The 14,521-nt window shown below is 32.7% G+C and carries 10 protein-coding genes; all 10 read left to right on the forward strand.

The window, feature by feature from the left end:
- Positions 1-4 precede the first annotated feature (4 nt).
- The 10 genes from ACYX4H_RS12180 to ACYX4H_RS12225 all read left to right on the forward strand — a co-directional run bounded on the left by ACYX4H_RS12180 (position 5) and on the right by ACYX4H_RS12225 (position 14,282).
- The gene (locus ACYX4H_RS12180) at positions 5-1,705 is read left to right on the forward strand and encodes a hypothetical protein (protein WP_476236556.1); all 1,701 of its coding nucleotides are present in this window, start codon (positions 5-7) and stop codon (positions 1,703-1,705) included.
- 52 nt (positions 1,706-1,757) lie between these two features.
- Complete coding sequence (locus tag ACYX4H_RS12185; RefSeq protein ID WP_476236557.1) at positions 1,758-3,287, forward strand: hypothetical protein; 1,530 nt, start codon at positions 1,758-1,760, stop codon at positions 3,285-3,287.
- 46 nt (positions 3,288-3,333) lie between these two features.
- The gene (locus tag ACYX4H_RS12190; RefSeq protein ID WP_476236558.1) at positions 3,334-4,383 is read left to right on the forward strand and encodes a glycoside hydrolase family 130 protein; all 1,050 of its coding nucleotides are present in this window, start codon (positions 3,334-3,336) and stop codon (positions 4,381-4,383) included.
- Positions 4,380-5,951: a hypothetical protein gene (locus ACYX4H_RS12195; RefSeq protein ID WP_476236559.1), complete on the forward strand. Its 1,572-nt coding sequence runs from the start codon at positions 4,380-4,382 to the stop codon at positions 5,949-5,951. Before ACYX4H_RS12190 ends, ACYX4H_RS12195 begins: the two co-directional genes overlap by 4 nt.
- A 13-nt stretch (positions 5,952-5,964) precedes the next feature.
- The gene (locus ACYX4H_RS12200) at positions 5,965-7,560 is read left to right on the forward strand and encodes a sodium:solute symporter (RefSeq protein ID WP_476236560.1); all 1,596 of its coding nucleotides are present in this window, start codon (positions 5,965-5,967) and stop codon (positions 7,558-7,560) included.
- A 14-nt stretch (positions 7,561-7,574) separates the two neighbouring features.
- A complete protein-coding gene (locus ACYX4H_RS12205; protein ID WP_476236561.1) occupies positions 7,575-8,891 on the forward strand; it encodes a sugar porter family MFS transporter in 1,317 nt (438 codons plus the stop codon).
- Positions 8,891-9,736 (forward strand): sialate O-acetylesterase, encoded by an 846-nt coding sequence (locus ACYX4H_RS12210; RefSeq protein WP_476236562.1) that lies wholly within the window; start codon positions 8,891-8,893, stop codon positions 9,734-9,736. Before ACYX4H_RS12205 ends, ACYX4H_RS12210 begins: the two co-directional genes overlap by 1 nt.
- A 117-nt stretch (positions 9,737-9,853) precedes the next feature.
- A complete protein-coding gene (locus ACYX4H_RS12215; protein ID WP_476236563.1) occupies positions 9,854-10,642 on the forward strand; it encodes a T9SS type A sorting domain-containing protein in 789 nt (262 codons plus the stop codon).
- Between the two features lie 72 nt (positions 10,643-10,714).
- Complete coding sequence (locus ACYX4H_RS12220) at positions 10,715-13,330, forward strand: beta-mannosidase (RefSeq protein ID WP_476236564.1); 2,616 nt, start codon at positions 10,715-10,717, stop codon at positions 13,328-13,330.
- Positions 13,311-14,282: a type I phosphomannose isomerase catalytic subunit gene (locus tag ACYX4H_RS12225; protein WP_476236565.1), complete on the forward strand. Its 972-nt coding sequence runs from the start codon at positions 13,311-13,313 to the stop codon at positions 14,280-14,282. The genes ACYX4H_RS12220 and ACYX4H_RS12225 overlap by 20 nt, the downstream gene beginning before the upstream one ends.
- Positions 14,283-14,521 lie beyond the last annotated feature (239 nt).

Raw genomic sequence — 14,521 nt, forward strand, 5'->3', positions numbered from 1 at the left:
AAAAATGAAAAAGTTATATCAAATAAGTGTAATTATCCTGTCGCTATTCATGGTGGCATGTAACGATAATCCTCTTGAAACTATAGAAGGAACCGGTTGGCAAAAAGAACGTAATATCATTTCAATTTTAGTTGAAGGGCAAATAGGGACGGCCGTTATTGAAAGAGATTTTGATGATGCTAAAATCAAAATATTTGCCAAAGAAGAAAATATTGCTGATATCACCAAGGTAGAAATTAAAAATATAGAATTGTCTTACGGAGCTACAACCCCAAACATTGAAGGATCAACTTTAGATTTTTCAAGTGGTGTGAGTGAAATTTCAATTGTATCTGGAGCAGGAGAAACATTAAACTGGGAAGTTACCTTATTACCATTTGTGTCCGATTTAGAAGGAGATTGGTACATTGGTGAAATAGGTTTGTATGCAGATATGTGGACCTGGGAAAGCTGGGGCTGGGAAAAATACGAGAAAATTAATAATTACCTACCAGAATTATCACCAGAGTTAGATAACATACTTAGTTTTAATGTTGAAGGTGCTGATGAAAACGGAAATCCGTTTGGTACTTACCAACATAAACCTGGTAACGATGGACTTTATGGTAACTTTGGCGATGCCGCTCAAGGGTGGGATTTTAACGAAAGGTTTAGAAAAATTCCAACAGGTTCAGGTACTTGGTTAAGAGACTTTGAACGTAATAAAGTTATAATTACAGATGAGAATAGAAAGGTTTATGAACTAGATTTAGAAGTGTTTATTGATACAGAGGAAGTTGCCTTAAAATCAGATTTACTATATCAGCCAGATCTCTTTGATTGGGATGTACAAGCTTGGGCTTATGAAGAATTAGCGCACATGTCTAAATCTATGTGGTATAGATTAACTAGAGACTATGTGCCGCAAACTGGTAATGATATCAGATCGTTAACGGTTGCTAATCAAGTAGGAGATGCTACAATAGATGGAGGTAACAAAACAGTTACCGTTGTAATAGAAGATAATGGAGCTGATATTTCGGCAATTGAAATTACAGATTTAGGAATTTCGTTTTTAGCCTCTTCAGATAAAGCAGTTGGAGAAACTTTAGATTTCTCTGGAGATTATACTTCTGAAATTACAATTACTTCTGAAGCAGGTGAAGCCGTAGTTTGGACAATTAACCTAGAAATAGATTTAGATGTTAGTGATGTATCTATTGCCGGAACATGGACAATTGATGAAATAGGTTTGTATGCAGATTTGTTTACTTGGGAAAGCTGGGGCTGGGATAAAAATGAATTGGTAACAAATTATTTGCCAAACGCATCTACAGAGCTAGACAATACAATAACCTTTATTGTAACCGGAAAAGATGCTCAAGATAGACCATACGGAACTTATGATAATAACGCAGGTACAGACGGCGCATACGGAAATTTTGTGTCTGATGACACTAGTTGGCCTGAAACAGATTTTAATAGCAGATTTAGAAAAGTGCCAACAGGAACTGGTACTTGGATTTTAGACGGAGAAACAGTTACCATCACTGATGGTGGTGGTACTAACTTCGTTTTAACTTTAGAAGTAAAAACAGAGACTACAATTGCATTAAGTTCAGATTTAGAGTTCCTAGCAGAACAGTTTGATTGGAATGAGCAAAACTACAGCTACGAAGAAACTGCACACATGTCTAAAAAAATGTGGTATAACTTAAGTAAATAAAAAACCGCACCTGCATACTTATGCTTTTGCAGGTGTTAAATACATTTTTAAAATGAATAAATCAAAATATATGATATCGGTATTATTTTCTCTAATTCTGGTTTTAGTCAGCTGTGATGATAATAATTTAGATGATGAGATAAATAAAACGGTTCAGGCAAATAGAGAGATAAATATAACCTCTCAGGTGGTGTCTAACAATTTTGTTGGTAATGGTGCTCAATGGGGTGGTTATGATTTAGTACAAACATGGTTAGGACAAGAAACTTTAAGTGATGCAGATTGGAATAAGATGTTTGAAAGAATAGATTTTATGCGTCCACCTTTTTTAAGAATAATGACAAACGCAGGGTGGTCTTACGATAATAATGGTACCTATGACGAGGTTACAAAAACCAAATCATTATTTAAAATGTTAGACTATGCACAAAGTAGAAATATTGAAATAACCTACGGAGAATGGGGGCATCAATCTGTTGGAAATGTTAGTACAATAGACATGAATTGGATTGCAAATTCTGTAAAATTCTTAAATCATTTAGTAAATGAAAAAGGATATACCGTTATAAAAACCATAAACATTATTAACGAACCTAATGGAGATTGGGCTTCTACACAAGGTAGTTATGATATTTATAGAGATGTACAATTAGCTTATCTCCAAGAAATGGCTAAATATTCTTTATCGGAAGTTAAATTAATGGGGCCAGATATTGCCGTATTCAATACGGCTAGTCAAACGGAATGGTTAGCTAATACTAACAACGATTTTGGTGATAATGTTGGGCTTTATGATATTCATGTATACCCAAAACAACAGTTAGTTCGTAATGGCGAATTCAGTGATATGTTAAGAGCTTACAAAAAAGTAACTCCAGAAGGAAAACAAATTGTTTTAGGAGAAATAGGCTTTAAATATGATGAGGTTGATGCAGAATTAAAGAGACAGAACGAAGAAGCTATAGCTAATGATCCTTATGCAGGAGAAGATTCTAATATGATGGTATATGAGGCTTTTTACGGCATTGATATGGCAGATGCAATAATTCAAACAATGAGAGAAGGCTATTCTGGCGCTTTAGTTTGGAATATGGATGATGCTATGTACAACAGTCCAGATAATGGAGATTACCAAACAACTGCACTTAAACGTTGGGGTTTTTGGAATATTTTAGGCGAAGAGTTAGCCGGTAACGGAGCAGATGAAAATATCCGTCCGTATTTCTATCCGGTATCATTGTTAACAAGATATTTTCCTGCTGGTAGCGAAATATTCAATGTTGAATTACCAAATAAAAAAGGTGTTAGAGCTGTAGTAGGTGTTTTTAATGGAAAATATACCGTAGCCATAGTTAATTCACATTATACAACTTATGACATTGTTTTAAAATCAGATGCATTAAGTAGTTTAACTGCTAACAAGTATACTTATAAGTCCAATGCAGATGGTTCTTTTGAAGGAGAAGTAGATGGCAATGGATTTGCCGTACCATCAGAAAATAATGTGGCATTAAACTTTCAACAAGGAGTCAATATAACATTACAAGGTGAATCTTTTGTCCTATATACTAACATGGATTAAAACTTTCACTAAAAACATAACCAAGTAATTAAAAAAATAAAATAGAATGAAAACTATTAAAAAACAGCAAGTAGGTGTTATACGTTTAGAAAAGCACGAAAAAAATCCAATTTTTAGTCCAAATCCAAATAATCATTGGGAAAACATTGTAGTATGTAATCCCGGAGTTTGGTATGAAGATGGGAAATTTACAATGCTTTACAGAGCTGCTGGTGATGATGAAGAGCACTACATAAGATTTGGCTTAGCTGAAAGTACCGATGGTGTGAATTTTGAAAGAATGTCTAATGACCCCATATTTTCACCTAGTGTTGATGGGCCTGATATGGGCGGAGTGGAAGATCCAAGAATTGTAAAATTTGGAGACGAATATTACATAACCTATGCCTACAGGCCCTTTCCTCCAGGACAGTATTGGAAGTTTGCCCACGATGTTATTTTATTACCAGAATCTGGTGAAGATACACCGCTAGTATACAAAAAGAACATTGCAAACTCTGGATTAGCAATTACTAAAGATTTTAAAAATTATAAACGTTTAGGAAGAATAACCACGTCTAATTTAGATGATAGAGATGTTATTTTATTTCCTGAAAAAATTAATGGGAAATTTGCCATGTTACACAGACCAAAAGAGTGGATAGGTGAGGCATATGGTACTAACAAACCAGCAATTTGGATTCGTTTTTCAGATGACTTAATGGTTTGGGAAGGAGAAAGTACAATGTTAATAGCAGGAAGAGAAGGTACTTGGGAAGAAAAGGTTGGTGGAAGTACACCTCCTTTAAAAACTAAAGATGGTTGGTTAATAATTTATCATGGTGTTGAAAATGGCGGATTAGGATATTACCGCGCTGGAGCGGCACTTTTAGATTTAGAAGACCCAACAAAAGTTATTGGTAGATTAGAAGACTGGATTATGGAGCCAGAACATGATTATGAAATTGAAGGGTATTATAAAGGCTGTGTTTTCCCTACAGGTAATATGATTATTGATGACACACTTTATGTATATTATGGAGCAGCCGATAAATATATTGGTCTAGCTACATGTAACATTAATGAATTACTTGACGAATTGAAAAAATCAAAATGATAAAAAAAGGCATTCATTTTCTAGCGTATGGCGCTTTAATAATATTGGGGCTTACACTAACCTATTGTGTAAATAAAAAACATAAAGAGGTAGATGTAACCATCTCGTTTAGTGAATCTGGGAAACTTAATTTTCCTTTTATTGGTCATGGTGTGCAGTGGTCTGCGTATCCGCATGCAGACTCTAACGAGGCAGAATGGGGATTCCTAATGACCGATGACAAATGGGAAGAACTTTATAAACGACTAGATTTTGTTAATCCGCATATTATTAGGGTAATGGATGTCTCAACATGGAGATACTATAAAGGGTTAGATAAAAGTGGACATCCAATTTTAGATTTCAATACCCAAGAGGTAAAAAGCCTTTATAAACTGTTAGATTATTGCCAGAAACGTAATATTCAAGTTTTATTTGGTGAATGGGGTGCTCCAGGCTTATGGAATTTAGATGAATCTATTCCAGAAATTGAAAGAGCCGATGATCCTAGATGGATAAAAATGATTACTAAATATTTAAATCATTTAATAATTGAAAAAGGATATACTTGTATTAAGTACTATAACTTGGTAAATGAACCTAATGGTTATTGGGCATCAACTGATGGCGATTGGGAGCAATGGCAAACAGGCTATAGATTACTAGCAAATGAGCTTGAAACAACTGGATTAGATAAGTATGTAACACTTTCAGGACCTGATGCTGTAACCCAGTGGGATCATCCAAAACATCCAAAAAAAGCGCATGATTGGGTATACTCAACGGTAACAGATTTAGATGCTATTACGGGCTTATATGATTTTCATATTTATGCAGATCAGGATTTAATAAGAACAGGCAACTTCATCTCATATCTGCAACCTTTTACTTCAGAAATAAACAAAACTAAAAAACCAATGGTTTTAGGTGAGTTGGGTATGAAATACAGTGGCACTTTAAAAGATGAAAACAGAAAACGAGGTGAAGAAGATCCATATGCTGGACCAGATGACTCTTCTATGTTTGTATATGATTATTTCTACGGTGTAGATATGGCCGATGCAGCAATACAAAGTATGCTTGCTGAGGTAGGTGGTGCCATTGCTTGGGATTTAGATGATGCCATGCATACAGTTGGAGATTTAGGAGAAAAAAATCAACTAAAAAAGTGGGGTATGTGGAATATTTTAGCAGAAGAATTTGGTGATTTAAAAGCTGATAAAACACCAAGGCCTTGGTCTTATACATGGACGTTGTTATGTAATACATTCCCACCAGGTTCCAAGATTTTTAAACCTGATTTTTCAAAAAAGAATGATAGTATTAGAGCCGTTGCTTCTGTAAAGAAAGATGTACTTTCTATGGCTTTTGTAAATCAATCAAGTACTTCAAAAGCAATTGAAATTAAATCAGATTTAGAATGGCATAAGAAAGAGTTGTTTCTATACGAATATTCAGAGGATAACAGACCTGTAAATGCTGAAGGTTTTCCTGTAGTAACAAGGCGTGTAGATTTTAAACCTGAAGGTTTTAAGTTAAGCTTAAAAGAAAATAGTGTAGTGTTTATTAGTTCAATAGAACTTAAATAATAAAAGGAAATTTATGGAATATAATTTAGGAATTGTAGATGTAACGGTACTTGTTGTATACTTTATATTCATAGTTTGGTTTGGAATTAAAGCGTCTAAAAAAGGGAGCGATTCTACCAGTGATTATTTTTTAGCAGGAAGAAACATGACTTGGCCAATTATTGGTTTTTCCTTATTTGCGGCAAGTATTTCTAGTACAACTTTAATTGGGAAAAGTGGTGATGCCTATTCCACGGGAATTGCCGTGTTCAACTACGATTTAATATCTGTATTGGTCATGGTGTTTTTTGCCATGTTCTTTTTACCATTTTATATTAAATCGGGCATTTTTACCATTCCGGAATTCTTAGAAAAGCGTTTTGATAAACGTTCTAGGTATTATTTTTCCTTTATCACCTTAATGGGGTCTACATTTCTTGATGCTGCAGGTGCATTATATGCCGCATCATTATTAATGAAATTGGTATTTCCCTCAATGTCAATAATGTCTTTATCTATAATTTTTGCATTAATAGTGGCAGCTTATACCATTCCAGGAGGGCTTTCTGCTGCAATAAAAGTAGATTTAATACAAGGCATTTTATTATTAGGAGGCACATTTATCTTAACATTTTTAGCCATGAATAATGGTGGTTTAGACTATCTAAAGACCTTACTTTTAGAGGGTGATTATATGATGAAATTAATAAGGCCACTAGATGATGCCTCAGTACCGTGGTTAGGAATGATTGTTGGAATTCCAATTTTAGGGTTCTACTTCTGGGGAAATAATCAAGTTTTAGTGCAACGCGTACTTACTGCAAAATCTATAGACCACGGTAGAAAAGGCATCTTGTTAGTAGGATTTTTAACGGTGTCACTTATTTTTATCATCATTTTTCCTGCTGTAATAGGGAAGCATTTATTTCCTGGACTACCAAAGAATGATATGGTATATCCAAAGTTGGTAATTGAACTTATGCCAACGGGTTTATTGGGTTTAATGTTAGCAGCTATGGTTGCAGCTTTAACGTCTACGCTTAGTGCACTTTTAAATTCTGTTGCTACCTTGTTTACTATGGATTTTTATACCAAAATGAAAAAGGATACATCTCAAAAAGAACAAGTTTATGTTGGTAAAATTGTTTCAGTTATTGTATTGGTTTTGGCCGTATTATGGGTGCCTTTTGTTTCTAAATTTGATTCATTATTAAAATACTATCAAGAAATGCTAACGTATATAGCGCCTCCTGTAGTGGCGGTCTTCTTTTTAGGTGTTTTTTGGAAACGTATTAACAAGCACGGGGCATTCTGGGGACTTATAGGTGGTGCCTTTGCTGCCGTAGTTACGGTTGTTGCCAAAGTAGCCTTTAATTATGAGCTTTTAGGAGATATTCACTTTTTATTAAAAGTACCGTTTTACTTTGTGTTTAGTGCGGTTATAATCATCGTGGTTAGTTTGTTTTCCAAACCTGATAACAAAACTGAAATTGAAGAGCTAATTTGGACTAAAAAGATATATCAAGAAGAATCTAAAGCTTTAATAGGCGTACCATTCTATAAGAATTTTAGAGTATGGTCTGTGATCCTTATTCTCTTCTGCTTTTTAGTTTTATACATCTACCAATAACTGTATTCTAAACAATGAATAAAATTCTTTCTTGGTCTATTACAGCGGCTTTGGCCGGATTTTTGTTCGGGTTTGATACTGTAGTAATATCTGGTGCAGATAAGGAATTGCAAGCGCTTTGGAATTCTTCGAATGCATTTCATGGCTCTGTGGTTATGGCTATGGCTTTATGGGGAACTGTTGTTGGAGCTATTTTTGGTAGTCTACCCACAAATAAGCTTGGAAGAAAAAAAACACTGGTTTGGATTGGCGTTTTTTACTTTGTTTCGGCTTTAGGTTCCGCTTTGGTAAATGATCCATATACTTTTGCGTTTTTTAGGTTTTTAGGGGGGTTGGGTGTTGGAGCATCTACGGTTGCAGCGCCAGCTTATGTTTCAGAAATTGCACCAGCAAAAGATAGAGGTCGTTTAGTGGCACTTTATCAATTTAATATTGTGTTGGGAATATTAATGGCTTTTTTGTCTAACTATTTACTAAGTTCTATTGCATTTAATGCTTGGAGGTGGATGATTGGGGTAGAAGCGATTCCCGCGTTATTATATACAATTTTAGCCTTTACAATACCCAAAAGCCCAAGGTGGTTGTTATCTCAAAATAGAGTTGAAGAAGCTAAGGAAATATTCCAAGTGGTCAATCCAAATGGTAATATCAATGACTTTGTTACAGAAAGCAATGATGATAAAGCTGAAGAAAGAAATGAAAGTATTTTTCTAAAAAAGTACAGATTACCTTTAATTTTAGCATTTCTTATTGCATTTTTTAATCAATTTTCTGGAATTAATGCGTTTTTATATTATGCTCCAAGAATTTTTGAAGAAGCGGGCTTAGGAGAGCGTACAGCACTATTAAGCAGTATTGGAATTGGAGTTACCAATCTTGTTTTTACCATTATAGGAGTTACCATGATTGATAAGTTTGGTAGAAAAACTTTAATGTACATTGGTTCTTTTGGGTATATAATCTCTTTGGGTATGGTTGCAGTGGCATTTTTTCTTAATTGGGGAGGAATGGCAGTACCCGGATTTTTGTTTTTGTTTATAGCCTCACATGCTATTGGGCAAGGAGCAGTTATTTGGGTATTTATTTCTGAAATATTCCCCAATAAACTAAGAGCAAGCGGACAAGCATTTGGCTCGTCGGTACACTGGATATTGGCTGCCATAATACCATCTTTAGTTCCTGTTTTAATAACCAGTGTAGGAGCAGGAACTGTATTTGCGTTTTTTGCCTTTATGATGGTATTGCAATTACTTTTTGTAATATTCTTAATGCCAGAAACTAAAGGTGTTGAACTCGAAACCTTAGCTAAAAAACTTTTAAATAAAATATAATGTTCAGAACCTTAAAAACTACCTATTCTGTTTTGATTTTAGTAATCATTACGTGCTATTCTATAAAAGCAAAAGCTCAAGATCCAAATTTTCATATTTATCTATGTTTCGGGCAATCTAATATGGAAGGATCTGCTCAAATAGAAGAACAAGACAGAATAGAGAATAGTAGGTTTTTGGTACTTCAGTCTCTAGATTGTGATAATTTATTGAGAAAAAAGAATATTTGGTATCCTGCTTCACCACCGTTAAGTCAATGCTATACAGGATTATCTCCTGCCGACTATTTTGGAAAAACCATGGTAAAACATTTACCAGATAGTATTAAAATTGGTGTAATAAATGTGGCTGTTGGCGGTAGTGATATTAGATTGTTTGATAAAGAAATTTACAAGAATTACACCAAAACTTATCCAGAAGATTGGTTTCAAAAGAAAATAAATGATTACGGTGGCAATCCGTATAGACACTTTATAGAACTGGCTAAACTGGCTCAAAAAGATGGCGTTATAAAAGGCATACTTTTACATCAAGGAGAAACAAATAAAGATGATAAAAATTGGCCCCAATATGTTAAGGTGGTTTATAATAATATACTAAAAGACCTAAATCTTAAGGCGGATGAGGTACCATTATTGGCAGGTGAGTTAGTACATAAAGATCAAAATGGACTTTGTGCCAGTATGAATCCAATAATAAATACATTACCTAATGTTATTCCAACATCTCACATAATTTCGTCTAAAGGTTGTGATGTGAGAGAAGACAATGTACATTTTAATTCTAAAGGTGTTAGAGCGTTGGGTAAACGTTATGCCTTAAAAATGCTTGAACTTAAAAATTAGTGATTATGGCTAATTAATTACTTCATTAAATAGTAAGTAATCAATAAAATACAGGAATAGAATATTCTTTTTGAGTGTTAATTTTACTAAATCCAATTAATCTAAATACATTGAATTATGAGTAAAAAAAATACACAAATTAAAAAATCACTATGTTTATTATTAGGAAGTTTGTTTATTACGGCAACAGTACTTTCTCAAACAACAGTTGTGGATTTTGAAAACCCTTCAGAATATCAACATTTAGCATGGAATGGCACACCAGAAGTGGTGGCTAACCCTAATGCCACAGGCATAAACACATCGGCTACAGTAGGTAAATACACTATTCCTGCCGGAAATGCATGGTCTAATGCTTCAGTAGTAATAATAAACACGCCTTTAAATTTAAAAGATTTAAGCAATTTAGAGTTTAGTATAATTGCACCCTCTGGTACGCAAATGTATTCTAAATTAGAGCTTGATGGCGTTGGTGGTGTGGCAGAGGCCTATGCAACACCAACAGCAAATGCAAATTGGCAGAAAATTACACTTAATTTTTCACCACTAGATGGAGTAGATGTTAATACCGCTACATATGATAAATTTACTTTCTTTTTTAATGTTAATGATAATGATGGAGGTGAAGTCTGGTATTTTGATGATATTATAGTTAATAACAATGCACTTAGTGTAAAGGAAAATTCTTTAACTTATTTAAATATTTATCCAAATCCGGTTACAGATAATTTATTTGTTAATAATACTCAATTTATTAAAGGAACAATTTACAATACATCAGGAAATTTAATAAAAACATTTACTAACAACGTAACCAATGTATCTTCAATAAAACCAGGGTTATATTTTTTGTCTATTCAAAATACTAATGGTGAGGTAAGTGTTAAAAAGTTTATAAAAAAATAGTTAGTTTTAGTTTTGTTTAAGAGCACTGCACAAAACTTTTGGTGTGGTGCTTTTGTAATTTCAAAGTTTTTTATGAAAAAAATATATATCCATTTTGCAACAGTTATTATCAGTTTATGGCTAGTAACCTCGTGTAAAACAATAAAAAGTACGCATAAAAGCTTAAATAATAATTGGCTATTTAAAACAGAAAAAGATACTAGTTGGTTAAAAGCCAGTGTGCCAGGTACTGTGCATACAAATTTGCTAGAAAACAAGATTATAGCAGATCCTTTTTACAGAATTAATGAAAAAGATTTACAATGGATAGATAAAAACAACTGGGAATACAAAACAAAATTTGAAGTAAATAAAGCTACCCTAAATAATGAAAACCTTGAGATAATATTTAATGGTTTAGATACCTATGCCAGTATATATTTAAATAACGCTTTGTTATTAAAAACAGATAATATGTTTTTAGAGTATAAAGTAAACGTTAAACCGTATTTAAAATTAGGAGAAAATCATTTAAAAATAGTGTTTCAATCACCAATAAAAAAAGGTTTAGAAAAACGCAAATCTTTAGGTTATAACTTGCCTAATGCGGTAAATGACCAATCTGAAAATGGAGGCTTAGGCAAAAAACAAGTAGCCGTATTTAGTAGAAAACCCGGGTATCATTTTGGATGGGATTGGGGGCCAAGGCTCGTTACAAGTGGTATATGGAAAGATATTGATTTGCGGTCTTGGAACAAAGCCATTATAAGAGATGTTTATATAAAACAAGAAAGTTTAACAAACAAGAAAGCTTTTTTAGCAGCAGAATTAGAAATTGAGTCTACAGAAAAAATTAATGCTATTTTAAACATTAAGGTTGACCAAAACTTACATATAAAGAAACAAATAAACTTAAATTTAGGTTTTAACAAAATTGAAATTCCTTTCACAATTGAAAGCCCTGAATTATGGTGGACAAATGGACTAGGAAACCAAAAGTTGTATAACGTTGAAGTTGAGTTAAAACACAAAAGTAAAATTGTGTCTTTTGAAGAGCGGAATATTGGTATCAAAACATTAAAAGTTGTTCAAAATAAAGATGAATATGGAGAAAGCTTCTATTTTGAATTAAACGGAAGACCAGTTTTTATGAAAGGCGCTAATTACATTCCTCAAGATGTATTTTTAACAAGAGTAACGGTAAAAGATTATGAAACAATTATAAAAAATATGGTAGATGCCAATTATAACATGATACGCGTGTGGGGTGGTGGTATTTATGAAAAAGAGATTTTTTATAATCTATGCGATAAATACGGTATTCTAGTTTGGCAAGATTTTATGTTTGCATGTGCCATGTATCCGGGAGATGAAGCGTTTTTAACTAGCGTTAAAGAAGAGGCTATTTATAATGTTAAAAGATTAAGAAATCATACAAGTATAGCACTTTGGTGTGGTAATAATGAAAATTTAACCGCATGGAAAAATTGGGGGTGGATTCCAGAGATTCTTAACAACCAAGGGCAAGAAGTAGTAGATAAGATATGGAAAGGGTATACCGATGTTTTCCATAAAATTTTACCCAAGGTAGTTGAAGAATTTGATAGCGATACATTCTATTGGGCGTCATCACCAACTTCAGCAAGAGGAGAAGATGCCACATTAACATCGGGAGATTATCATTATTGGGGCGTTTGGGGGCAGCAAGAAACGTTTTCAACTTTTAATGAATACATTCCGCGTTTCATGTCTGAATACGGATTTCAGTCATTTCCAGAGTTTAGTTCAGTAGAAAAATTTACAGAACCACAAGATTGGGATGTGTATTCAGAAGTTATGAAATCCCATCAACGTCACCCAATAGGCAATAAAAATATAGAGTATTACATGAAACCGCTATATAAAAAACCAAAGAATTTTGAGGCGTTTTTATATGTTAGTCAGTTATTACAAGCAAGAGGCATGCAAATAGCTATTGAAGCACATAGGCGAAACATGCCTTATTGTATGGGGTCTTTATACTGGCAAATAAACGATTGTTGGCCAGTTGCCTCATGGTCTACCATTGATTATTATGGTAATTGGAAAGCAGCTCACTACAAAGTAAAAGATTTATATAAGGCAGTTAAAGTAATGTTTTATGAGAACAAAGAGAAATTAGAAGTGCATATTGTTTCAGATGAAGTAAAAGACAAAAAAGCATATCTTAAATTACGTGTTTTAGATTTTGAAGGGAAAGTGATTAAAACAGTTACACAGGCCGTAACCATTAAGGCAAATACAAGTAAAGTTTATTTAAGTAAAGACGTTAGCGCATTAGTTTCCGAAGAAGAAAAAAACAAAACGTTTGTAATTACCGAATTAATAGGAAGTAATGATAACGTTTTTGATGAGAGTATTTATTATTTTGAAACACCTAAAAACTTAAATTTAACAGAGCCTAAAATTGATTTTACAGTTTTAAAAGTTGAAGGCAATAATATTACAATTAAATTTAAAGCCAATACCTTAGCTAAAAGTGTACGTTTAACTACAGATGAACTAGGGCAATTTTCAAATAATTATTTTGATATCATTCCAAATAAAGCATACAATATCAATTTCAAATCTGATAAAATAATTGATGTTGAAAAATTCAAAAGCAGTTTAGAAATAATATCATTAATTAATACTTACAAAAACTCAGACAATGCAATTATATCCAATTAAATTTGAACCCATTTTAAAAGAAAGAATTTGGGGAGGAGAAAAATTAACATCAACTTTTAAAAAGAATTCAAATAAAACCAATATAGGTGAAAGTTGGGAGATTTCAGATGTTGAGGGAGACGTTTCAATAGTAGCAAACGGGCCATTAAAGGGGGAAACACTAAAAACACTTCTGCAAACTTATAAAGGCAGTATTGTTGGAAATAAAGTTTATAAAACGTTTAAAGATAATTTTCCTGTTTTAATAAAATTTATTGATGCTAAAACCCCGCTTTCTATTCAGGTACACCCAAATAATGAGTTGGCAAAAGAGCGTCATAACTCCTTTGGAAAAAATGAAATGTGGTATATAATGGATTGTGAAGAAGATGCCGAATTAATAGTTGGATTTAATAAACAAATTACTAAAGATGAATACATTTTAGCACTACAAAACAAAACAATATTAGATGTTCTAAATACAGAAAAAATTGAAACAGGAGATGTGTTTTACATACCAACCGGTAGAGTACATGCTATAGGAGCTGGTACAGTTTTGGCAGAAATACAACAAACGTCTGATATTACTTATAGAATTTATGATTATGAACGTGTAGATAAAAAAACAGGAAAACAAAGAGAGTTACACACGCAATTAGCATTAAACGCTATTGATTTTAATGCATGTAATAATTACAAAACAAATTACAATACCATTCAAAATAAACCAGCAAAGTTAGTTCATTCACCTTACTTTAAAACTAATATAATTGAATTAACCAATGAGTTAAAGTTAGATTATAATACTTTAGATTCATTTGTGATTTTTATATGTGTTGAAGGTAATTTTAGCTTAAATTTTAATGAAGATGAATTTAACGTAAATAAAGGTGAAACGGTTTTACTACCAGCAAGTATATGTCAAGTTATTTTAAAAGGAAACAACGCCAAAATTTTAGAGGTTTATTTATAGCTAATTTGTTTTTAGGAAATATATAAATTAAAAAATCCTCACCTTTTAAAGTGAGGATTTTTTTTTCACTCAAGTTTTCACTATAAAGCTATCACAGAAAGTTACAATACCTCAATTATTTAAGTTTTAAAATCAGATTTATAAATAATTCAAATAAATTTTATAGTAGAATTATTATATCCATAAAACTTATAATAGCCTATTTAATTATTAAAGTAATTTGTAATTTCACCAAATTA

It is taken from the genome of Seonamhaeicola sp. ABD4_340 (assembly GCF_056312135.1).